Source organism: Pseudomonas sp. EA_65y_Pfl2_P78 (genome assembly GCF_963970495.1).
Classification (GTDB): Bacteria; Pseudomonadota; Gammaproteobacteria; order Pseudomonadales; family Pseudomonadaceae; genus Aquipseudomonas; species Aquipseudomonas baetica_A.
On the sequence record NZ_CAXAON010000025.1, the window covers coordinates 22,015 to 45,129 of the forward strand.

The following is a 23,115-nucleotide window of genomic DNA, read 5'->3' on the forward strand; positions in this document are numbered from 1 at the left end:
ACAGGGGATTGGGGGTGGGTTTAGAGGGCGTCGCGCGATGGCTTACCGTCAACCAGGCGCTGGATACGCAGCGGATTGGCGTTTTTCAGCGGCTCGGGCAGCAAGCTGTCCGGATAATTCTGGAAGCACACCGGGCGCAGGAAGCGATCAATCGCGAGCGTGCCGACCGAGGTACCGCGCGCATCGGACGTGGCCGGATACGGCCCGCCGTGCACCATCGAATCACACACCTCGACACCGGTCGGATACCCATTGAGCAGGATTCGCCCGACCTTCTGTTCCAGTAGCGGCGTCAGTTCGGGGAAGTGCTCGAAGTCAGCAGGTTCACCAATGATCGTCGCCGTGAGTTGCCCGTGAAGACCGTTCAACGCCAAGCCGAGCTGCGCTTGATCGGCCACTTCAACAATCACCGTGGTCGGGCCGAACACTTCTTCCTGCAACACTTCGTCGCCGTTGATCAACAGGCTGGCATCAGCCTTGAACAATTGCGGCTGCGCTTGAGTGCCCTGCTGTGGATTACCGGCCAGATGCTCGATGCCAGGATGTGCCAAGAGCTTGTGCAAGCCTTTGCCATAGCTGCCAAGGGTACCGGCGTTGAGCATGGTTTGCGCCGGTTGATCGCCGATCAGCCCCGCGACCTGCTGCACAAAGGCAGTGAATGGCGCCGAGCGAATACCGATCACCAGACCCGGGTTGGTGCAGAACTGACCGCAGCCCTGCACCACCGACGCGGTGAGGTCACGCGCCACGCTCTCCGAGCGTGCCGCCAGTGCCTGCGGCAAGACGATCACCGGGTTGATGCTCGACATCTCGGCGAACACCGGGATCGGCTGCGGGCGTGCGGCGGCCATGTCGCACAGCGCACGACCGCCCTTGAGCGAACCGGTGAAGCCCACCGCCTGAATCGCCGGATGCTTGACCAGCCATTCGCCAACGCCACCCCCGTAGATCATGTTGAATACGCCGGCCGGCATGGCGGTTTTTTCCGCCGCCCGAATCAGCGCGTCGGCCACCCGCTCAGCGGTGGCCATGTGGCCGCTGTGGGCCTTGAACACCACGGGGCAACCGGCGGCCAGAGCCGAAGCGGTGTCGCCGCCGGCCGTGGAAAACGCCAACGGAAAATTGCTCGCACCGAACACCGCCACCGGGCCGAGGCCAATGCGGTACTGACGCAGATCCGGGCGCGGCATTGGCTGGCGTTCCGGCAGCGGCAGGTCGATCCGCGCCCCATAGAAATCGCCACGGCGCAGCACTTTGGCGAACAGGCGCATCTGCCCGCTGGTGCGTGCGCGCTCACCTTGAATCCGCCCGGCCGGCAACGCGGTTTCGCGGCAAACCACGGCGACGAAATCATCACCGAGGGCGTCGAGTTCATCGGCAATGGCATCGAGAAACTGCGCCCGGCGTTCAGCGCTGAGGCTGCGATAAGCAGGGTACGCGGCAGCGGCGGCTTTGGCGGCGGCGTCGACTTCCTGCTCGGTGGCCTGAATGAAATCGTGGGGCAGTTGTTCGCCACTGCTGGCGTCAACGCTGTGCAGTTTGACGTTACCGGCCGCGCTACGCTGACCGCCGATGTAGTTGTGACCGAGAATCTGAGTCATGGGATCTCCTTAAAGGGTGCCGATGCTGTCCGGTTCAAATGCTGCTGCGACCGGTGTGATGCCATTGATCAGCGGTGCGCCGAATTCGGCCTGGCTGATCTCGAACACGTCGCCCGGCTGCGTGCGAATGCCATCGGCGAACGACAGGGTCGCGGTGCCGAAGAAGTGAATGTGTACGTCGCCCGGACGCAAGAACTGGCTGTATTTGAAGTGGTGGTATTCGAGGTTGGCCAGGCTGTGGCACATATTGGCCTCGCCGCTGAGGAATTCGTTTTGCCACAACACTTCGCCGTCACGCAGGATGCAAGTGGTGCCTGCCAAGTGTTGGGGTAGTTCACCGACGCGAAGTTCCGGACCATAACTGCAACTGCGTAATTTCGAGTGCGCCAGATACAAGTAATTCTTGCGTTCCATGACGTGGTCGGAGAACTCGTTGCCCACCGCGAAACCGAGGCGATAGGGTTTGCCGTCAGGACCGATGATGTACAGACCGGCCATTTCCGGTTCCTCGCCGGCATCCTCGGCAAACGGCGGCAACGGGAATGGCTGGCCCGGGCGCACGACGATACTGCCGTCACCTTTGTAAAACCATTCCGGCTGTACACCGGCCTGCCCTGCCGCCGGCTTGCCGCCCTCAACGCCCCATTTGAAGATACGCATGGTGTCGGTCATGGCGGCTTCGTCGCCCGCCTGTTGATGCATCTTGTCGCGGGCCGAAGCGCTGCCCAGATGTGTCAGGCCGGTGCCGCTGACCAGCATGTGGGCCGGATCCGGGTGATCGAGTGGCGGCAGGATGCGCAGCTCGTTGAGCAACTGCGCATAGTCATGACTGATACCCAGGCCAAGGGTTTGCACTTGCTGCTCCAGCGTGCCGCCGGCTTCGATGGCCGCCAGCGCCAGATCGCGCACGGTGCGGGTATCCTGCACTTCGCGCACCACGCCTTTGTCGACGACACCGACGCGGCGCTCGCCGTTACTCAATTCGAATTGCACCAGATGCATGTTCTTCTCCTTTTAGAGCACAAATGTTGAAAACCACGCCGAACCACTGTGAGAGCGGGCTTGCTCGCTCCCACATGGGTTCTGTGCTGTTCTTTAGATTCAGGTTCGGGTAGCGCCGCGTGCGCTGGCGGCGAACTGGTCAACGGGCAGTACGTGTTTGCGCTCAAGCACTCGATACACAACACCGGTCAGGACCAACCCGAACATCATCACCCCCGAGAGGAAATACAGGCCCGACGCCAGATTCCCGGTGTATTCCTTCAACGCGCCGATCACGAACGGCCCGATGTAACCGCCAAGATTGCCCACCGAGTTGATCAACGCGATCCCTGCCGCTGCACTCGCGCCGGCAAAGAAGCGCCCCGGCAAGGTCCAGAACACCGCCGTGCAGGAAAACAGCGCAAACGCCACCAGACACAGCGCGGCCAACTGCGCCACTGGCATCGACAGCCAGGCACTGAGAAAAAGACCTATCGCGCCCAGCACATAAAGCACTGCCAGATGGCCGTAGCGATCATTCAAACGGTCTGAACTGCGCGGCACGATCAGCAAACCGATGATCCCGAAGATGTACGGCACCGATGACACGAAACCGGTCACCAGATCAGTGCCGCCAAATTGTTTGATCAGCGTCGGCAGCCACAAGCCGAGGCCATAAATGCTCAAGGTCACCGGCAGATAGAACAGCGCCAGCAGCAAGACGCGTTTGTCTTTGAGCGCATGCAGCGGATTGCCGTGACGGGTCTGGCCGTATTCCTCCAGATCTTTTTTCAGCTCACGGGTCAGCCAGTCCTTCTCGGCCTGATCCATCCACTTCACTCGCTCCGGGCCATCCGGCAACCAGCGCAGCACCGGCCAGGTCAGCAGGATCGCCGGGGTGCCGATGACGATGAACAGCCACTGCCAGCCGTGCAGCCCGAGGACGCCGTCCATCCCCAGCAGGCCGCCGGAGACGGGGCCGGTGATCAGCATCGCGATGGGCTGCGAAAGAATGAACAGGCCAAGAATCTTGCCGCGATGGCGCACCGGGAACCATTGGGTGATGTAGTACAGAACGCCGGGAAAGAACCCCGCTTCTGCCGCACCGAGCAGAAAGCGCATGACATAGAAACTGTGTGGGCCCTGGACGAACGCCATGCCGATAGTGATGGCGCCCCAGGTGATCATGATCCGCGCGAACCAGCGCCGCGCGCCGAAACGCTCAAGCATCAGGTTGCTGGGGATTTCCAGCAGAAAGTAGCCGATGAAGAACAGCCCAGCACCGAGGCCATAAGCCGCATCACCGATGCCGATGTCGGCTCCCATGTGCAGTTTGGCGAAGCCGACGGCGGAGCGATCCACATAGGCAATCAGGTACAGCAGGATCAGGAAGGGGATCAGTTTCAGCGTGATGCGGCGAATAAGCCGCAGTTCCTGGCTCATGGGATCGGTCTCCGATTGTTGTTTTTATAGAACCTCGGGGGACGCCTCTCACGAAAAACCGCCAGGGCCATCCCTCCGTCGAAAACGACTATATAGTAATACTAATTACCCAACAACCACTTCCAAACCGCCTAAATTGCGCTTATGTTAAGCCTCAGCTCGAACACTATAGTCATACAATAAGAGAATCGATCATGTCTGATAAGAAACCCACCCTGCGCTCGGCCCAATGGTTTGGCACGGCCGACAAGAACGGCTTCATGTACCGCAGCTGGATGAAGAATCAGGGCATCGCCGACCACCAGTTTCATGGCAAGCCGATCATCGGCATCTGCAATACCTGGTCGGAACTGACCCCGTGCAACGCGCATTTCCGCCAGATCGCGGAGCACGTCAAACGCGGGGTGATCGAGGCCGGTGGTTTCCCGGTGGAATTCCCGGTGTTCTCCAACGGCGAATCGAACTTGCGTCCCACCGCCATGCTGACGCGCAACCTGGCGAGCATGGACGTCGAAGAAGCCATTCGTGGCAACCCGATTGACGGCGTGGTGTTGCTGACCGGTTGCGACAAAACCACTCCGGCGCTGCTGATGGGCGCGGCCAGTTGCGATGTGCCGGCCATCGTTGTCACCGGCGGGCCGATGCTCAACGGCAAGCACAAAGGCAAGGACATCGGCTCGGGCACCGTGGTCTGGCAGCTCAGCGAGCAGGTCAAGGCCGGCACCATCACCCTGGACGATTTCCTCGCAGCCGAGGGCGGCATGTCGCGTTCGGCGGGCACCTGCAACACCATGGGCACCGCATCGACCATGGCTTGCATGGCTGAAGCACTGGGCACTTCCTTACCGCACAACGCGGCCATCCCGGCGGTGGATGCGCGGCGGTACGTGTTGGCGCACATGTCCGGCATGCGCGCTGTGGAAATGGTGCGTGAAGATTTGAAACTGTCGAAGATCCTGACCAAGGAAGCCTTCGAAAACGCGATTCGCGTCAACGCCGCTATCGGCGGTTCGACCAACGCCGTGATCCATTTGAAAGCCATCGCCGGACGCATCGGCGTCGAACTGGAACTGGACGACTGGACGCGCATCGGTCGCGGCATGCCGACCATCGTCGACCTGCAACCTTCCGGGCGTTTTCTGATGGAAGAGTTCTATTACGCCGGGGGATTGCCAGCGGTGCTGCGCCGTCTCGGTGAGGCCAATCTGATCCCCCATCCGAACGCGCTGACAGTCAACGGCAAGTCCATTGGCGAGAACACCAAAGACGCGCCGATCTACGGCGAAGACGAGGTCATTCGCACCCTCGACAATCCGATCCGTGCTGACGGCGGCATCTGCGTACTGCGCGGCAATCTGGCACCTCTTGGTGCCGTGCTCAAACCGTCCGCCGCCACGCCAGCGTTGATGCAGCATCGCGGCCGTGCCGTGGTGTTCGAGAACTTCGACATGTACAAGGCGCGGATCAACGACCCAGAACTGGATGTTGATGCCAACTCGATTCTGGTGATGAAAAACTGCGGGCCGAAGGGTTATCCGGGCATGGCTGAAGTCGGCAACATGGGCCTGCCGGCCAAGCTGCTGGCCGAGGGTGTGACGGACATGGTGCGCATCTCTGACGCACGGATGAGCGGCACCGCTTACGGCACGGTGGTTTTGCACGTTGCCCCGGAAGCCGCCGCCGGCGGGCCCCTGGCCACAGTGAAAGAAGGCGACTGGATCGAACTCGACTGCGCCACCGGGCGTCTGCACCTGGACATTCCGGACGCCGAACTGGCCGCGCGCATGGCTGACCTGCAACCGCCGCAGCAATTATTGGTGGGCGGTTATCGTCAGCTGTACATCGACCATGTGCTGCAGGCGGATCAGGGCTGCGATTTCGACTTCCTGGTCGGCTGCCGTGGAGCTGAAGTGCCGCGCCATTCCCATTAAAAACAAACAATCGCAGCCTTCGCCAGCGCCTGCATTGGAATGCATCCCCCTGTGGGAGCGGGCTTTCTTGAGCAAGCCCGCTCCCACATTTGATTGTCTGTCTGCCTCACGTTTGTGTCGTGCCTGCTATGATGCGCGGCATCTTAATCGCTCAGGATCGCGCCACTCCCCATGGATTACCGCAAACCTTCCGACCGCAAAAGCATGCACTCGCGCATCGTCCAGGAATTGGGCATGCAGATCGTCTCCGGACGCTTCCTGCCCGACGACAAACTGCCCGCCGAAGCCTTGCTCTGCGAGGAGTACGCGGTCAGTCGACCGGTGTTGCGCGAAGCCACGCGGGTGTTGGTGGCAAAAGGTCTGGTGTACTCCAGACCGCGCGTGGGCACGGTGGTCAAGGCGCGCCGCGAATGGCACATGCTCGACCCGGACGTGCTGCACTGGCTGATGCAAAGCAGCCCGCAGAATGAATTTTTCAATGTCCTGACCAGCGTGCGCAGCATCATCGAACCGGCCGCCGCCGCCCTCGCCGCCCAGCATGCGACCGACGCTGAGATCACCGCCATCGGCGAGGCTTACCAGCGCATGGAGGCTGCGTCGACACCGCAAGCCCTGTTGCAACCGGACCTGGATTTCCACAGCAGGATTGCCGATGCGACTCACAATGATTTGCTGGCAAATCTGTGCAACATGCTCTCGGTGGCGATTGCCGAGGCGTTGAAGCATTCGAATCAACGGCCGAACCTGCATGAATTGGCGTTGCCACGGCACAAGGCGATTCTCACCGCGATCGAGAACCGTGATGCCTTGGGTGCAAGGCATGCGACGTTGGTGCAACTGGATGATGCACGCAGTGCGCTGAGCGTAGTGCTTGGTACCGAACGCTCCTGAACACTGAAGATCGCCCGCTCCCACAGGGGGTTAGTGTGAATATCGAGATATAAAAAAAGCCGCAACCCGAAGGTTGCGGCTTTGTCGTTTCAGGCGCTCAGGTCAGTGGGCAAACAACGAATTGCCTTTCTGCCCCGCCAGCTTCTCCGGTTTGATCAGGAACTTGGCCAGTGCCGGCAGCAGCCACAGCGCACCGAACATGTTCCACAACAGCATGAAGGTCAGCATCAGGCCCATGTCGGCCTGGAACTTGATCGCCGAGAAGATCCAGGTGCACACGCCGATGGCCAGGCACAGGCCGGTGAACAGCACCGCTTTACCGGTGGATTTCAGGGTCTGGTAATAGGCTTCCTGCAACGGCAGACCGGCACGCAGGAAACTCTCCAGACGGCTGTAGATGTAGATGCCGTAGTCCACGCCGATCCCCACACCCAGCGCCACCACCGGCAAGGTCGCGACTTTCACGCCGATGCCCATGAACGCCATCAGTGCGTTGCCGAGTACCGACGTCAGCACCAGTGGCAGCACGATGCACAAGGTCGCCGCCCACGAGCGGAAGGTGATCATGCACATGACTGCCACACAGATGTACACCAGAATCAGGATGGTCAATTCAGCCTGCTTGATGACCTCGTTGGTGGCGGCTTCGATCCCGGCGTTACCCGCCGCCAGGATGAACTCCAGACCGTCCTTATTGTTCTCCCTGGCAAATTCCTGCACCGCATGCACCGCCCGATCAAGGGTTTCAGCCTTGTGATCGTTGAGGAACACCAGCACCGGCGCTACTGAGCAACTGTTGTTGTACAGGCCATCGGCCCGTGCAATCGAGCTGTTCAGCACGTCTGGGTTGCGCGACAGGGTTTCCCATTTCAGGTTGCCCTCGTTCATGCCCTTGATCATCTGCTTGGACACGGTCACCAGCGAGATCGCCGACTGCACGCCCTCGGTGTTCTGCATCTTCCACATCAGCTCATCGATCGGTGCCATGGCTTCGTAACGCGAACAACCTTCTTTCTTGGTCTTGACCATCACCACCAGCACGTCGGAGCTGGTCGAGTAGTTGTTGATGATGAAGTTGTTGTCCTTGTTGTAGCGCGAGTCCGGACGCAACTCCGGCGCACCTTGGTCGAGGTCGCCGATTTTCAGGTTTTGGCTGTACCAGAGGCCGCCACCGAAGGCGATCAGCGCCAGAGCAACGGAGACCGGTGCGACTTTCGGGCTGGCGAAGTTCGACAGCAGGCGCCAGAACGGATGTTCGCGGTTTGCGTCCTTCTTGCTTCTGGCAATGGCGCGTTTACTGATGCCGACATAAGAGATCGCGACCGGCAGCAGAATCAGGTTGGTGAACACGATCACGGCCACACCGATGGACGCGCCGAAAGCCAGTTCGCGGATCACACCGATGTCGATGATCAGCAGCGTGATGAAGCCGACCGCGTCCGCGAGAATCGCGATCATCCCCGGCAGGAACAGTTGCCGGAACGTTCGCCGTGCGGCGGTCAGGGCGTTTTCTGCCTCGCTCGATTGCAGGGCGATCCCGTTGATCTTCTGCACACCGTGGGAGATGCCGATGGCGAAGATCAGGAACGGCACCAGCATCGAATACGGATCAAGCCCAAAGCCAAAGAAGTGCATCAACCCCAGTTGCCAGACCACCGCCACCAGCGTGGTGCTCAACACCGCAATGGTGCTGCGCACGCAGTTGGTGAACCACAGCAACAGGATCAGGGTGATGACGAACGCGATGCCGAAGAACAGCACCACCATCACCAGACCGTCGATCAGGTCGCCCACTTTCTTGGCGAAACCGACGATGTGGATTTTGACGTTGGGGTTTTGCGCTTCGAACTTGTCGCGGATCTTTTCTTCCAGTTCATGGGAGAACTTGCGGTAATCCAGCGCCAGCAACTTGCCCTGATCCTGCGGGTCCGGGTAGGACTCCAGCAGCGGAATGTCGACGATGCTCGACTTGAAGTCGTTGGCCACCAGACGTCCGACCTGACCGGACTTGAGCACGTTGTTGCGCAGCAGATCGAGGCTGTCCTGCGAGCCGTTGTAGCTCTGCGGAATCACTTCACCGCCGGCGAAACCCTCTTCGGTCACTTCGGTCCAGCGCACGCTAGGACTCCACAGCGACTTCAGACCGGAACGGTCTACGCCGGAGATGTAGAACACCTCGTCGTTGATCTGGCGCAGGGTCTCCATGTATTCCTTGGAGAAGATGTCGCCGTTGGTGGCCTCCACCGAAATACGCACGGTATTGCCCAGGTTCGCCAGATCGTTGCGGTGCTCCATCATCTTCTCGATGAACGGATGCTTGAGCGGGATCATTTTCTCGAAACTGGTGGACGGCCGGATCAGCGTGGCCTGCCAGAACAGAAAAATGCTCACCACCAGGCAGATCAGGATCACCACCGGGCGGTTGTTGAAAATCAGACGTTCAAGGAACGTCGCCTTGTCCTGATGATGATTGCTCAAGGAAGTCATAGCCCCGCCTTCTTATTATTGATCTCGGCACCGTTTGACAGCGTGGTGTGAACACCGCCCTGCCCGGTCAGAATCAGGTTGCCGTTGCCGGCGGCGGTGACCGACGACAGCGAAATGCGATCCGGGCGATTGAACACGCTGAAGGTCTGGCCGTCGTCGCTGCTGCTGATCACCGAGCCACCGTTGCCGACGATCACGATCGAGCCGTCCTCGAGCAACGTAGCGCCGGACAGACCGAATTCCAGCGAGCCTCGCGCGGCTTTCAGCTCGACCTGTTCCCAGGTGCTGCCGAAATCCGTGGAGCGGTAGAGGTTGCCGCGCAAGCCGTAAGCGAGCAGCGTCTGGGGCTGGGCCGTGCCGATCACGCCGAACAGCGAGCCTTCATAAGGACCTTCAAGTTTTTCCCAGGTCTGCCCCCCATCGGCGGAGCGGAACATGCTGCCCGACTCGCCGACAATGAACAGCCCGGCGTCTTTCACCGCCGCGATGGCGTTGAGGTGGAACTGGTCTTCGTTGTCGAGGCGGTCGCTGATGTCTTCCCAATGCTTGCCGCCGTCGGTGGTTTCCAGCAGCGCGCCGTAGGCACCTACGGCGATACCGCTGTTGACGTCCTTGAACCAGACGTCGAGCAGCGGCGATTCGCGTTTGAGGTCTTCGAATTGTTTGGTCCAGGTCAGACCGCCGTCATCGCTGGCGAGAATCTGCGCATCGTGGCCGACGGCCCAGCCATGTTTGTCGTCGACAAAGTACACAGCGGTCAGCAGTTGCCGGCTCGGCACCTTGGCCTGGGTCCAGGACTTGCCCTGGTCATCGGAATAGAGAATGTGCCCACGATCCCCGACGGCCACCAATCGGGCGCCGGCATGGACGACGTCAAGCATCAGGCTTTTTGCGGCTTTGGCTGATTCGAGGGCATACACCACGTCGGCTGGCGCCTCGGCGGCGATCACGGGTGCCGACACGCTGGCGAAGCCCAGCATGGAGAGTGCTGTGACCAGCAACGCGGTGTTGCGAAACGCCGGCGGGCGGCAACGACTCATAGACCTTCCCCTATTTATTATTGTTAGGCCGTTTGGCCTTCAAGGGCGCCGCAAGGGTGCTCCGGTGATGACTGGTCAGAAGCATAGTCCTGAAACCCGCCATCCAGAGCCCCTTCGGAAGCTGGCTCATCCTATCGGGCTTTCGAAACGTCTGACAATCGGCGCCACGTTATCTTTTGTTAACCAGATACAGGCTCCTGTCGCCAGTGATTTGCATTGTGGGAGGGGGCTTGCTCCCGAAGGCAATGTGGATGCGCCGATTTCGCGAGCAAGCTCCCTCGCACAGGGTTAGTGGTGTTTTGGGGATTTGTGGCTGTAGGTGAATGCATGGCCATTCGCCGGATGGATGCGGCAAAAGTTACCGAGGGGACTTGCACGATTGGTATTATGGTATACCATCAGACGCACTAACACTCTCAATCCCCCTACGGAGCAGCTCATGAGTTTCGAAATTCGCAAGATCGTCAGCTATGTCGAAGAAACCTTCATCGAAGGCGGCAAAGCCACCGACACGCCGGTGACCATGGTCGGCCTCGCTGTTGTGATGAAAAACCCTTGGGTGGGTAACGGCTTTGTCGAAGACCTGAAACCGCAGATCCGCGCCAACTGCTCCGACCTCGGCGCCATGATGGTCGAGCGTCTGGTCGGCCTCATTGGCGGCGCAGAAAAGATCGAGGCCTACGGCAAGGCTGCCGTGGTGGGTGCTGACGGCGAAATCGAACACGCCTCCGCCGTGATCCACACCCTGCGCTTCGGCAACCACTACCGCGAAGCGGTCAAAGCCAAGAGCTACCTGAGCTTCACCAACAAGCGCGGCGGCCCGGGCACTTCGATTCAGATTCCGATGATGCACAAGGACGACGAAGGCCTGCGTTCGCACTACATCACCCTGGAAATGCAGATCGAAGACGCACCGCGCGCCGACGAAATCGTCGTGGTGCTGGGTTGCGCCGACGGTGGCCGCCTGCACCCGCGCATCGGCAACCGTTACATCGATCTGGAAGAACTGGCCGCCGAAAAAGCCCAGTAATCACAATAAAAAGGCATTGCAGGAGCGCTCCATGATTCGGCTCACCGCTGAACTCACCCCGGCCGGCACCAGTTATCTGGCGACCGGCGAAGGCCAGCCCGTGGTCTTGATCCACGGCGTGGGCCTGAACAAAGAAATGTGGGGCGGCCAGATCGTCGGCCTCGCCACGCAATATCGGGTGGTCGCTTACGACATGCTTGGCCATGGCGCCAGCCCGCGACCGGCCAGCGGTACCGACCTGCTCGGTTACGCCGATCAGTTGCTGGAGCTGCTCGATCACCTCAACCTGCCGCAAGCAGCGGTGATCGGCTTCTCGATGGGTGGTCTGGTGGCGCGGGCCTTTGCGCTGCATTACCCGCAGCGCCTGCAAAGCCTGGTCGTGCTCAACAGCGTGTTCAATCGCAGCGAAGAGCAGCGCGCCGGCGTCATTGCGCGCACCGCTCAAGCCGCCGAACACGGTCCGGACGCCAATGCCGAAGCCGCGCTGTCGCGCTGGTTCAGCCGCGAATATCAGGCCGCCAACCCGGCGCAGATCGCCGCGATCCGCCAGACCCTGGCCGGCAATGACCCACAGGGTTACCTGACCACCTACGAACTGTTCGCGACGCAGGACATGTACCGCGCCGACGACCTGAGCAGCATTCAGGCGCCGACGCTGATCGCCACGGGCGAGCTCGACCCCGGTTCGACCCCGGAAATGGCCGAGCAACTGGCCCGCCGCATCCCCGGCGCGAAGGTTGCCGTGCTGGCGGAACAACGGCATATGATGCCCGTAGAGTCGCCGCGTCTGGTCAACCAGACGCTGTTGGAATTTCTCGAATTCGCACACTCCCGACAAAACCATATAAAGGGGATCGTTGCATGACACTCGCACGCTTCCAGATGTGCATCGGCGCAGAATGGGTCGATGCCCTCAGCGGCAAGACTTTCCAAAGCCTCAATCCGGCCCTGGCTGAACCTTGGGCTGAACTGCCTGACGCAGATGAGGCCGACGTCGAACGCGCTGTGCAATCAGCGCAAAGCGCGTTCGACAGCCCTGCCTGGCGCGGTCTGACCGCCACCGCGCGCGGCAAACTGCTGCGCCGCCTCGGTGACTTGATCGCCGAGAACAAAGAGCAACTGGCGCAGCTGGAAAGCCGCGACAACGGCAAACTGATCCGTGAAACCCGGGGTCAGGTGGGTTATCTGCCGGAATTCTTCCACTACACCGCCGGTTTGGCTGACAAGCTCGAAGGCGGCACCTTGCCGCTGGACAAGCCCGACCTGTTCGCCTACACGGTTCACGAAGCCATGGGCGTGGTCGCGGCGATCATTCCCTGGAACAGTCCGCTGTACCTGACCGCGATCAAACTCGCGCCGGCGCTCGCCGCCGGTAACACCATCGTGATCAAGCCGTCAGAGCACGCGTCGGCGACCATCCTTGAACTGGCGCGTCTGGCCCTCGAAGCCGGGATTCCGCCAGGCGTGGTCAACGTTGTGACCGGTTACGGCCCGAGCACCGGCGCCGCCCTTACCCGCCATCCGCTGATCCGCAAGATCGCCTTCACCGGCGGCGCGGCCACGGCCCGGCATGTGGTGCGCAGCAGCGCCGAGAACTTCGCCAAGCTGTCGCTGGAACTGGGCGGCAAGTCGCCGAACATCATTTTTGCCGACGCCGATCTCGACAGCGCGATCAACGGCGCGATTGCCGGGATCTATGCGGCCTCGGGCCAGAGCTGTGTGTCCGGTTCGCGATTGTTGGTGCAGGACGAGATTTACGACGAGTTTGTCAGTCGTCTGGTCGACCGCGCCCAGCGCATCCGCATCGGCAACCCGCAGGAAGACAGCAGCGAAATGGGCCCGATGGCCACCGCGCAGCAACTGGCAGTGGTCGAAGGGCTGGTCGCCGACGCCATCGCAGAAGGCGCGCGCTTGCGCACCGGCGGCAAACGTCCGAGCGGTCTCGGTGAAGGCTGGTTCTACGAGCCGACGCTGTTCGAGTGCGACCGCAATTCGATGAAGATCATGCAGGAAGAAGTCTTTGGCCCAGTGGCGTCAGTCATCCGTTTCAAGGACGAGGCCCAAGCGCTGGCGATCGCCAACGACTCGCAATTCGGCCTCGCCGCCGGCATCTGGACGCGCGATCTGGGCCGCGCCCATCGCCTGGCGCGCGACGTGCGTTCGGGGATCATCTGGGTCAACACCTACCGCGCCGTTTCAGCGATGGCACCGATAGGCGGCTTCAAGAACAGTGGCTATGGACGCGAAAGCGGCATCGACTCGGTGCTGGCCTACACCGAACTGAAAACGGTGTGGATCAACCTCTCTCAGGCGCCAATGCCTGATCCGTTTGTGATGCGCTAGGAGTCCTGCGACATGATCGAACCCGGCATTTACAAAGACGTCATGAGCTCGTTTCCGTCCGGCGTCACGGTGGTCACCACCCTCGATCCGGATGGCGCCATCGTCGGCATCACCGCCAGCGCCTTCAGTGCGCTGTCGATTGATCCGGCGCTGGTGCTGTTCTGCCCCAATTACGCTTGCGACACCTACCCCGTGCTGCGTGACAGCAAGAAATTCGCAATCCATTTGCTGTCCGCCGAGCAGACCGCTGAAGCCTACGCCTTCGCCGGTAAAGGCAAGGACAAAGCCAAAGGCATCGAGTGGCACTTGAGCGAACTCGGGAATCCGATTCTCGCCAAAGCCACCGCAATCATCGAGTGTGAGTTGTGGCGTGAATACGACGGTGGCGACCACGCGATCATCGTTGGCGCAGTGAAAAATCTGATCCTGCCAGCGCAACCGGTAGCGCCGATGATTTATCACAAGGGCAAGCTGGGCGCCCTGCCCACCTTGGCCTGACGGATACACATTGTTCCCAATGTGGAAGCGGGCTTGCTCGCGAAGGCATCGTGTCAGCCGACATCAATGTCGAATGATCCACCGCATTCGCGAGCAAGCCCGCTCCCACAGGGAGAAACAGGGTGATTGGAGGAATGATGAGTCACGAAAAGTACGAAAAAGGCCTGAAGATCCGCACTCAGGTTTTGGGCGAAGCCTATGTGCAACGCTCAATAGAGAACGCCGACGACTTCACCCGTCCGCTGCAGGAAATGGTCACCGAATACTGCTGGGGTCATGTCTGGGGTCGCGAAGGTCTGTCGCTCAAAGAACGCAGCATGATCAACCTGGCGATGATCTCGGCGCTTAACCGCCCGCATGAACTCAAGCTGCATGTACGTGGCGCCTTGCGTAACGGCCTGAGTCGTGAGCAAATACGCGAAATTCTGCTTCAGGTCGGCATTTATTGCGGCGTCCCGGCGGCCGTGGACAGTTTCCGGCTCGCCCGTGAAGCCTTCGCCGAAGCCGACGCCGAGGCCTCCAGTTAACCCCTCGGCTGTTTAGATGCCCGTCTGGCATGGACAGCCAACTTAAAGAGCGGACCCCATGAAACGCCAGCCACTCGACGACAGCTTCAAGGTCAATCGCAACCCCGTTACCCTGCGCGAAATCGTGCTGGATAAACTGCGTAGCGCGATCATGAATTTCCAGCTCATGCCAGGCGATCGTCTGGTTGAACGCGATCTGTGCGATCGCCTGGGCGTGAGCCGCACGTCGGTGCGCGAAGCCTTGCGTCACCTTGAATCCGAAGGCCTGGTGGAATTCGCTGACGCCAAGGGCCCGCGTGTCGCCATCATCACCCTGGCCGACGCCGTCGATATCTACGAACTGCGTTGCGTGCTGGAAGGCCTGATCGTTCAACTGTTCACCCTGCGCGCCAAAGCCAAGGACATCAAAGCCCTGGAAAAAGCCCTCGAAGAGAACCGCAAGGCGCTCAAGGACGGCGAGCTGCAACAGGTGATCGACTCGGTACAAGGCTTCTACGACGTCCTGCTCGAAGGCTCCGGCAACCACGTTGCGGCCACGCAATTGCGCCAGTTGCAGGCACGCATCAGCTACCTGCGGGCGACGTCGGTGTCCCAGGAAAACCGTCGTGGCGCCAGTAATCAGGAAATGGAAAAAATGGTCGCGGCAATCAAGAGCGGCGACCCGCTGCTGGCGCATCAGGCCTGCGTTGATCACGTCCGCGCTGCCGCGACGGTCGCCCTCGATTACCTCAAGCGCAAACAGGAAGAGACCGGCGCAACTCCCGCGATCACCCTGCCCATCGCGCTGAAAGAACCGCGCATAGGTCACTGACATGTCCAGCCCGAGCTTTTGCCCGAAATGCGGTGGCCCTGACCTCGGTCAGCAGGTGCCGCCGGGTGATACGCACGAGCGCCTGATGTGCCGCGGCTGCGGCTACATCCACTACGTCAATCCGAAGATCATTGCCGGCTGCATCATCGAGCAGGACGGCAAATACCTCTTGTGCCAACGAGCGATACCACCGCGTCCGGGCACCTGGACGTTGCCAGCGGGCTTCATGGAAAGCGGCGAGACCACCGAGGAGGCGGCGCTGCGCGAAGTCTGGGAAGAAAGCGGCGTGCGCGCGGAAATCGTCTCGCCCTATTCGATCTTCAGCGTGCCGAAGATCAGCGAGGTGTACATCATCTTCCGCGCCCTCGCGCTGGAGATCACCGGCCAGTTCGGCCCCGAGACCCTGGACTACAAGTTCTTCGCCCCCGAAGACATCCCGTGGGAGCAGATCTACTACCCGGCGATCCGGCAGATCCTCGAGCGTTACATCGAGGAACGCCAGGCCGGGGTGTATGGGATCTACATGGGCAACGACGACAGCGGCAAGATTCATTTCATCCGCTGACGATCACCGTCGCCCCCACAGGGGATTTGTGGTGATTCTCAAAGTGGCGCCACGCCCTCGACGATGATGATTTCTGCCCTCGCCCATTCCTCGCGGTAGCGCTTCGCCTCCTGATATGCCGCCGAGTGGTAGCACGCCAGTGCTTGCTCGTAGCTATCGAATTCGATCACCACACTGCGCTGTGGCGTCTTGCGTCCTTCCATCGCCTCGCTGCGCCCGCCTCGCGCCAGAAATTTCGCGCCAAACTCGGCGAACGCTTTCGGGGCGCGTTGGGTGTATTGGCTGTAGTGATCGGGATCGGTGATGTCCACGAGAGCAATCCAGTACGCCTTCATAGTGACCTCTTGGTTGAATTTGTATTATGGTATACCACCAATTACATCCACATCGAGAGTCCAGCATGGCCTTCAACAGCATCGAAGAAATCATCGAAGATTATCGCCTCGGCAAAATGGTCCTGCTGGTCGATGACGAAGACCGGGAAAACGAAGGCGACCTGTTGCTGGCCGCCGACCGTTGCACGCCCGAAGCGATCAGCTTCATGGCCCGTGAGGCCCGGGGGCTGATTTGCCTGACATTGACCGACGATCATTGCCAACGCCTGGGGCTTGAACAGATGGTGCCGAGCAACGGCAGCGTGTTCAGCACCGCGTTCACGGTTTCCATCGAAGCGGCGGTCGGCGTGACCACCGGCATTTCCGCCGCTGACCGCGCCCGTACGGTCGCCGCCGCTGTCGCCAGAGACGCCCGCGCCGAAGACCTTGTGCAGCCCGGGCATATCTTCCCGCTGCGCGCCAAGGAAGGAGGCGTGCTGACCCGCGCCGGCCACACTGAGGCCGGTTGCGACCTGGCGCGCCTGGCCGGGTTCACGCCCGCCTCGGTGATCGTCGAAGTAATGAACGATGACGGCACCATGGCCCGTCGCCCGGATCTGGAAGTGTTCGCGCGCAAGCACGGGATCAAGATCGGCACCATCGCCGACCTGATCCACTATCGCCTGAGCACCGAGCACACCATCGAACGCATCGGTGAGCGCGAATTGCCGACGGTGCATGGCACGTTCCGATTGATCACGTTTGAAGACCGTATCGAAGGCGGCGTGCACATGGCGATGGTCATGGGCGATTTGCGCCGCGAAGCGCCGACGCTGGTGCGCGTGCATGTGATCGATCCGCTACGCGATCTGGTCGGCGCCGAGTACAGCGGGCCGAGCAACTGGACATTATGGGCGGCGCTGCAGCGGGTCGCGGCCGAGGGCCACGGCGTTGTCGTGGTGTTGGCCAATCATGAGTCGTCCCAGGCTTTGCTGGAGCGTGTACCGCAACTGACTCAACCACCCCGACAGTTCAGCCGGTCGCAATCGCGGATTTATTCGGAAGTGGGAACCGGGGCTCAGATTCTGCAGAACCTTGGTGTGGGCAAGTTGCGCCATCTCGGCCCGCCACTGAAATATGCAGGCCTGACCGGGTATGACCTGGAGGTGGTCGAGAGCATCCCGTTCACCGAATAATCCACGCCAGACACAATTCCAACTGTGGGAGGGGGCTTGCTCCCGAAGGCGATGTATCAGTCGACATCAATGTTCAATGACCGACCGCGTTCGGGAGCAAGCCCCTTCCCACAAGGGTTTTGCATTTCCCGATCGTCATCTCACGGCCCCAAAAAGGACATTCGCCAGATAACCGGTAAGGCAAAGTGCTTGCACAAAGTTTGGAATACCATAATATGATATTCCATAGACCGGACATTCCAAAGAACGTCCATCTACTGCTCCCCGATAGGCGGGCAACAACGCAAGCCCGCTCAAAAACACAACAATGAGGGCGTAAAAATGGTGTTGAACAAAGCTGCAACCGCAATCCTTTTTGCCGGACTGCTGAGCGTCACCGGCCAGGCCGCCATGGCCGCCGAGAGCGTGAATTTTGTCAGTTGGGGCGGAAGCACCCAGGATGCGCAGAAACAGGCCTGGGCTGACCCGTTCAGCAGGGCCAGCGGCATCACTGTCGTGCAGGACGGTCCGACCGACTACGGCAAACTCAAAGCCATGGTCGAAAGCGGCAACGTGCAATGGGACGTGGTCGATGTCGAAGCCGATTTCGCCCTGCGCGCCGCCGCTGAAGGGCTGCTCGAACCCCTCGATTTCAACGTCATCCAGCGCGACAAGATCGACCCACGCTTTGTCAGCGATTACGGCGTCGGCTCGTTCTTCTTCTCCTTCGTCCTCGGCTACAACGAAGGCAAGCTCGGCGCTGCCAAGCCGCAAGACTGGACGGCGCTGTTCGACACCAAGACCTACCCCGGCAAACGCGCCCTGTACAAATGGCCAAGCCCCGGCGTGCTCGAACTGGCGCTGCTGGCCGATGGCGTACCCGCCGACAAGCTCTACCCGCTGGACCTGGATCGCGCCTTCAAGAAACTCGACACCATCAAGAAAGACATCGTCTGGTGGGGCGGCGGCGCGCAGTCGCAGCAACTGCTGGCCTCGGGTGAAGTCAGCATGGGTCAGTTCTGGAACGGCCGCATTCACGCCCTGCAAGAAGATGGCGCGCCGGTGGGTGTGAGCTGGAAGCAGAATCTGGTCATGGCCGACATTCTGGTGATTCCAAAAGGCTCGAAAAACAAGGACGCGGCGATGAAGTTCCTGGCCAACGCCAGCAGTGCCAAAGGCCAGGCCGACTTCTCCAACCTGACCGCTTACGCCCCGGTCAACGTCGACAGCGTGGCGCGCCTGGATTCGGTGCTGGCCCCGAACCTGCCGACTGCCTACGCTAAGGATCAGATCACTCTCGACTTCGCGTACTGGGCCAAAAACGGCCAGGCCATCGCGACACGGTGGAACGAATGGCTGGTCAAATGAAAATGGCGGCCACTGCGTCCCGTCCCTCCACTGCCACCGGGAGCGCCGCAAGCGCTGCCGGCTCGGCCGCAGGACAAAAGGCGATTGCGATGCCGCAAGCCCCCTCCCTCAGACAACGCTGGCGCGGCGCCGGCAACCTCGTCCCGGCGCTGCTGTTCCTCGGCCTGTTCTTTCTGGCGCCGTTGATTGGTTTGCTGTTGCGCGGTGTGCTCGAACCCACCCCGGGCCTTGGCAACTATGAACAACTGTTCGCCAACTCGGCGTATGCCCGCGTGCTGCTCAACACCTTTTCAGTGGCCGGGCTGGTGACACTGTTCAGTCTGTTGCTGGGCTTCCCGCTGGCCTGGGCGATCACCTTGGTGCCTCGCGGCTGGGGTCGCTGGATCCTCAACATCGTGTTGCTGTCGATGTGGACCAGCCTCCTCGCCCGCACCTATTCGTGGCTGGTGCTGCTGCAAGCCTCAGGGGTGATCAACAAGGCTTTGATGGCGCTGGGCATCATCGATCAGCCGCTGGAAATGGTGCATAACCTGACCGGCGTGGTGATCGGCATGAGCTACATCATGATTCCGTTCATCGTGCTGCCATTGCAGGCGACCATGCAGGCCATCGACCCGATGATCCTGCAGGCCGGCTCGATTTGCGGGGCCAGCCCATGGACCAACTTCTTGCGGGTGTTCCTGCCCCTGTGCAGGCCCGGGCTGGCGTCCGGTGGGTTGATGGTGTTTGTGATGTCGCTCGGTTACTACGTCACCCCGGCGCTGCTGGGCGGAGCGCAGAACATGATGCTGCCGGAGTTCATCATTCAGCAGGTGCAATCGTTCCTCAACTGGGGCCTGGCCAGTGCCGGCGCCGCGTTGCTGATCGCCATCACCCTGGTGCTGTTTTACTTCTACCTGAAGCTTCAGCCGGAATCCCCGGTTGGCGCCAGCAACGCGAGGTAAGCCGAGATGCTCCTGACTCCCAATGCCATGAGCCGCCGGATGCGTTTCGGGCTCTACACCACCACCGGGCTGATCGGTTTGTTTCTGCTGTTGCCGATCGTGTTCATCGTCCTGCTGTCGTTTGGTTCGTCCCAATGGCTGGTGTTCCCGCCACCGGGGTGGACACTGAAATGGTACGGCCAGTTCTTCTCCAACCCCGACTGGATGAATGCGGCACTCGCCAGCCTCAAGGTGGCGGTGCTGACGACCGTCTGCGCCGTGATCCTCGGTCTGCCGACAGCGTTTGCCTTGGTACGTGGGCGCTTTCCCGGCCGGGAATTGCTCTATGGCCTGTTCACTCTGCCGATGATCGTGCCGCTGGTGATCATCGCCGTGGCGGTGTACGCGCTGTTCCTCAAACTCGGTTACACCGGGACGATGTTTGCCTTTGTGGTCAGCCATGTGATCGTCGCGTTGCCGTTCACCATCATCTCGATCATCAACTCGCTGAAGCTGTTCGATCAGTCGATCGAAGACGCGGCAGTGATCTGCGGCGCCTCACGCCTGCAAGCGGTGCTCAAGGTGACGTTCCCGGCAATACGTCCGGGCATGGTCGCCGGCGCCCTCTTCGCCTTCCTCGTTTCGTGGGATGAAGTGGTGCTCAGCGTGATGATGGCCAGCCCGACCCTGCAAACCCTTCCCGTGAAAATGTGGACCACCCTGCGCCAGGACCTGACACCGGTGATCGCCGTCGCTTCGACGCTGCTGATCGGCCTGTCGGTATTGGTCATGGTGATCGCCGCCGCCCTGCGCCGGCGCAACAACATCAGCGCCTGAGCGCCCAGGAGTACGACATGAGTGCCGTGATCAAAGACGCATCCCAGCAGAACGACAACCCCCTGGTCAGCCTGCGCAACCTGAACAAGCACTACGGCGACTTTGCCGCCGTGGACAACATCTCCCTGGACATCAAGGACGGTGAGTTCCTCACCTTCCTCGGCTCCAGCGGTTCCGGAAAAAGTACGACGCTGTCGATGCTCGCCGGTTTCGAAACCCCGAGCAGCGGCGAGATCCTCGTCAACGGCCAGTCGCTGGTCAATGTGCCGCCGCACAAGCGCGACATCGGCATGGTGTTTCAGCGTTACTCGCTGTTCCCGCACCTGTCGGTGCGCGACAACATCGCCTTCCCGTTGGCGATCCGCAAACTCGCTGCGGCCGAACGCGACAAGCGTGTCGATGCGATGCTCAAACTGGTGCAACTTGAACAGTTCGCTCATCGCCGCCCTTCGCAACTGTCCGGCGGCCAGCAACAGCGTGTCGCCATCGCCCGGGCGCTGGTCTATGAGCCACGCATTCTGCTGATGGACGAACCGCTGGGTGCGCTGGACAAAAAACTGCGCGAAGACCTGCAAGACGAACTGCGCCAACTGCATCGTCGGTTGGGCATCACCATCGTTTACGTGACCCACGATCAGGAAGAAGCCATGCGGTTGTCCCAACGCATTGCGATTTTCAGTCACGGCAAGATCGTTGGTTTGGGCAGCGGGTATGACCTGTATCAGAATCCGCCGAACGCGTTTGTCGCCTCGTTCCTCGGCAATTCGAACTTCCTCAAACTCAAGGCGCAGGGCAATGCAGCCGCGAGTTTTGAAGGGCAGCCGCTGTCGATCCGACTGACCGCAGGCCTGCACACTGATCAGGATGTGCTGCTGATGGTACGCCCGGAAAAAGCCTTGGCGCTGAGCGTGCAGCAAGCGAGCGATGAGCCGTTGATGGGGGGGTGGAATGAGGTGTCAGCGACGGTGGTTGAGGTGCTGTTTCTCGGCGAGAGCCAGACCTGCAGCGTGGTGACCTCGGGCGGGACGTCGATGACCGTCAAAGCGCTGTCGGCGGCGGGCATGCCACTCAAGGCGGGGGATCCGGTACGCGTACGCTGGGCCACCGCCGATGCCTGCGTCTACACCGAATGGAGCGAAAGCGACCTGAACAAAGCCGCCGGCGCTCACTAAACGCATCAACACCCTACAAATCCCCCTGTGGGGCGAATCCAAAAAACCGTCCATCGCCGGTCAAATCTGTGGGAGCGGGCTTGCTCGCCGCCACAGGTTTTGTGGCCCTCAGTTAATCGCGGCAAAACCCTCAATCTGATCCGGCCACGGCGTCAACACTTCAAACCCGCTTTCCGTCACCGCCACCATGTGCTCCCATTGCGCGGATAACGAACCGTCCTTGGTCAGTACAGTCCAGCCGTCCGGCATGTTCTTCACATGACGTTTACCCGCGTTCAGCATCGGTTCGATGGTGAAAATCATCCCGGCCTTGAGCTTCATGCCTTGATTGGGAAAACCGTAATGCAGGATCTGCGGCTCATCGTGGTAGACCTTGCCGATTCCGTGCCCGCAATACTCGCGCACCACACTGAAGCCTTCCTTCTCCGCCAGGCTCTGGATCGCATGGCCGATATCACCCAGGGTCGCACCCGGACGCACCGTGCGAATGCCGGCGCACATGGCGTCGTAAGTGGTCTTGATCAAGTGCTGCGCCTGCGGCGTCGCTTCACCCACCACATACATGCGGCTGGTATCGCCGAACCAACCGTCCTTGATCACCGCGATGTCGAGGTTGACGATGTCGCCATCCTTCAACGGTGTGCCCGATGGAATGCCGTGGCACACCGCGTCGTTGACCGAGGCGCAGACCGTTTTTGGAAAGCCGTGATAACCGACATTGGCCGGAACCGCTTTCTGTACGTTGACGATGTAGTCATTGCACAGCCGATCCAGTTCATCCGTGGTCACGCCAGCCTTGACGTGCGGCACCAGCATCGCCAGCACTTCGGCGGCGAGCTTGCCGGCGACGCGCGATTGAGCGATCTCGGCCCGGGTATTGATCTTGATCTGGTTTCTCATGCGGTGACGGCTTCCTGAGTCAGTGTTTGCAAATCCAGCCCACCGTTCTGCTCGGCGCGGATGAGCAAGCGGCAAATGGCGCTGTGATCGAGGTTGGGGTGCAACTCGGCGAGCATGCCGATGCGCATCCAGTGCTCGGCCTGCGCGTTGATCGAGCGGCTGAGGGCGTTACTGGAGATGCGCAGATTCTCGTGCATGTCTTCTGAAATCTTTACGATGCCCATGGCAAAATCCGATACGAAATGTATACGGATCATATATTAGTCATCGGAGTAAAC

22 protein-coding genes are annotated in these 23,115 nt (G+C 60.7%); 14 read left to right on the plus strand and 8 right to left on the minus strand.

Annotation, left to right across the window (positions count from 1 at the left end; translation table 11 throughout):
• Positions 1-20: 20 nt before the first annotated feature.
• From AACY02_RS18495 to AACY02_RS18505, 3 genes are all read right to left on the minus strand, one after another.
• The gene (locus AACY02_RS18495) at positions 21-1,601 is read right to left on the minus strand and encodes an aldehyde dehydrogenase (NADP(+)) (RefSeq protein WP_339433189.1); all 1,581 of its coding nucleotides are present in this window, start codon (positions 1,599-1,601) and stop codon (positions 21-23) included.
• 9 nt (positions 1,602-1,610) lie between these two features.
• Complete coding sequence (gene araD1 / locus AACY02_RS18500; protein ID WP_339433190.1) at positions 1,611-2,603, minus strand: AraD1 family protein; 993 nt, start codon at positions 2,601-2,603, stop codon at positions 1,611-1,613.
• A gap of 99 nt (positions 2,604-2,702) precedes the next feature.
• Entirely contained in the window at positions 2,703-4,025 is a 1,323-nt protein-coding gene (locus AACY02_RS18505) for an MFS transporter (protein WP_339433191.1), read from the minus strand.
• A 194-nt stretch (positions 4,026-4,219) separates the two neighbouring features.
• On the opposite strand from AACY02_RS18505, the gene AACY02_RS18510 reads away from it, so the two are divergent.
• Together AACY02_RS18510 and AACY02_RS18515 are read left to right on the plus strand one after the other, a co-directional pair.
• On the plus strand, positions 4,220-5,956 hold the full coding sequence (locus tag AACY02_RS18510) for an IlvD/Edd family dehydratase (protein WP_339433192.1): 1,737 nt from the start codon (positions 4,220-4,222) through the stop codon (positions 5,954-5,956).
• A 171-nt stretch (positions 5,957-6,127) separates the two neighbouring features.
• On the plus strand, positions 6,128-6,847 hold the full coding sequence (locus tag AACY02_RS18515) for a FadR/GntR family transcriptional regulator (protein WP_339433193.1): 720 nt from the start codon (positions 6,128-6,130) through the stop codon (positions 6,845-6,847).
• Between the two features lie 102 nt (positions 6,848-6,949).
• Here the strand turns inward: AACY02_RS18515 and AACY02_RS18520 are convergent, their stop codons facing one another.
• Positions 6,950-9,334: an efflux RND transporter permease subunit gene (locus AACY02_RS18520; protein WP_339433194.1), complete on the minus strand. Its 2,385-nt coding sequence runs from the start codon at positions 9,332-9,334 to the stop codon at positions 6,950-6,952.
• Complete coding sequence (locus tag AACY02_RS18525) at positions 9,331-10,374, minus strand: WD40/YVTN/BNR-like repeat-containing protein (protein ID WP_339433195.1); 1,044 nt, start codon at positions 10,372-10,374, stop codon at positions 9,331-9,333. The genes AACY02_RS18520 and AACY02_RS18525 overlap by 4 nt, the downstream gene beginning before the upstream one ends.
• Positions 10,375-10,813: 439 nt before the next feature.
• Between AACY02_RS18525 and AACY02_RS18530 the strand changes: the two genes are divergently transcribed.
• The 7 genes from AACY02_RS18530 to AACY02_RS18560 all read left to right on the plus strand — a co-directional run bounded on the left by AACY02_RS18530 (position 10,814) and on the right by AACY02_RS18560 (position 16,148).
• Complete coding sequence (locus tag AACY02_RS18530; protein WP_339433196.1) at positions 10,814-11,404, plus strand: amino acid synthesis family protein; 591 nt, start codon at positions 10,814-10,816, stop codon at positions 11,402-11,404.
• Between the two features lie 31 nt (positions 11,405-11,435).
• Positions 11,436-12,269: an alpha/beta fold hydrolase gene (locus tag AACY02_RS18535; protein ID WP_339433197.1), complete on the plus strand. Its 834-nt coding sequence runs from the start codon at positions 11,436-11,438 to the stop codon at positions 12,267-12,269.
• Positions 12,266-13,747, plus strand: coding sequence for an aldehyde dehydrogenase (locus AACY02_RS18540; RefSeq protein WP_339433198.1), 1,482 nt, complete (start codon positions 12,266-12,268; stop codon positions 13,745-13,747). Before AACY02_RS18535 ends, AACY02_RS18540 begins: the two co-directional genes overlap by 4 nt.
• A gap of 12 nt (positions 13,748-13,759) precedes the next feature.
• Positions 13,760-14,245, plus strand: coding sequence for a flavin reductase family protein (locus tag AACY02_RS18545; RefSeq protein WP_339433199.1), 486 nt, complete (start codon positions 13,760-13,762; stop codon positions 14,243-14,245).
• A gap of 137 nt (positions 14,246-14,382) precedes the next feature.
• Positions 14,383-14,772, plus strand: a complete 390-nt coding sequence (locus AACY02_RS18550; RefSeq protein WP_339433200.1) for a carboxymuconolactone decarboxylase family protein — start codon at positions 14,383-14,385, stop codon at positions 14,770-14,772.
• Positions 14,773-14,830: 58 nt separating this feature from the next.
• Positions 14,831-15,583, plus strand: a complete 753-nt coding sequence (locus tag AACY02_RS18555) for a GntR family transcriptional regulator (protein WP_339433201.1) — start codon at positions 14,831-14,833, stop codon at positions 15,581-15,583.
• Position 15,584: 1 nt separating this feature from the next.
• Positions 15,585-16,148 (plus strand): NUDIX hydrolase, encoded by a 564-nt coding sequence (locus AACY02_RS18560; RefSeq protein WP_339433202.1) that lies wholly within the window; start codon positions 15,585-15,587, stop codon positions 16,146-16,148.
• Between the two features lie 38 nt (positions 16,149-16,186).
• Here AACY02_RS18560 and AACY02_RS18565 read toward each other — a convergent pair whose 3' ends face one another.
• Positions 16,187-16,483, minus strand: a complete 297-nt coding sequence (locus tag AACY02_RS18565; RefSeq protein ID WP_339433203.1) for a DUF1330 domain-containing protein — start codon at positions 16,481-16,483, stop codon at positions 16,187-16,189.
• Positions 16,484-16,548: 65 nt separating this feature from the next.
• Here AACY02_RS18565 and ribBA point away from each other — a divergent pair, with 65 nt between their 5' ends.
• The 5 genes from ribBA (at position 16,549) to AACY02_RS18590 (ending at position 21,937) form a co-directional block, all read left to right on the plus strand.
• Positions 16,549-17,658 (plus strand): bifunctional 3,4-dihydroxy-2-butanone-4-phosphate synthase/GTP cyclohydrolase II, encoded by a 1,110-nt coding sequence (gene ribBA / locus AACY02_RS18570; protein WP_339433204.1) that lies wholly within the window; start codon positions 16,549-16,551, stop codon positions 17,656-17,658.
• Between the two features lie 321 nt (positions 17,659-17,979).
• Positions 17,980-19,005: an ABC transporter substrate-binding protein gene (locus AACY02_RS18575; RefSeq protein WP_339433205.1), complete on the plus strand. Its 1,026-nt coding sequence runs from the start codon at positions 17,980-17,982 to the stop codon at positions 19,003-19,005.
• On the plus strand, positions 19,002-19,949 hold the full coding sequence (locus tag AACY02_RS18580) for an ABC transporter permease (RefSeq protein WP_339433253.1): 948 nt from the start codon (positions 19,002-19,004) through the stop codon (positions 19,947-19,949). The genes AACY02_RS18575 and AACY02_RS18580 overlap by 4 nt, the downstream gene beginning before the upstream one ends.
• A gap of 6 nt (positions 19,950-19,955) precedes the next feature.
• Positions 19,956-20,765, plus strand: coding sequence for an ABC transporter permease (locus AACY02_RS18585; RefSeq protein WP_339433206.1), 810 nt, complete (start codon positions 19,956-19,958; stop codon positions 20,763-20,765).
• Between the two features lie 17 nt (positions 20,766-20,782).
• Positions 20,783-21,937, plus strand: coding sequence for an ABC transporter ATP-binding protein (locus AACY02_RS18590; protein ID WP_339433207.1), 1,155 nt, complete (start codon positions 20,783-20,785; stop codon positions 21,935-21,937).
• Positions 21,938-22,045: 108 nt separating this feature from the next.
• Here the strand turns inward: AACY02_RS18590 and map are convergent, their stop codons facing one another.
• Positions 22,046-22,837, minus strand: coding sequence for a type I methionyl aminopeptidase (map, locus tag AACY02_RS18595; protein ID WP_339433208.1), 792 nt, complete (start codon positions 22,835-22,837; stop codon positions 22,046-22,048).
• Positions 22,834-23,061, minus strand: a complete 228-nt coding sequence (locus AACY02_RS18600) for a ParD-like family protein (RefSeq protein WP_221734137.1) — start codon at positions 23,059-23,061, stop codon at positions 22,834-22,836. The genes map and AACY02_RS18600 overlap by 4 nt, the downstream gene beginning before the upstream one ends.
• Between the last annotated feature and the right edge of the window lie 54 nt (positions 23,062-23,115).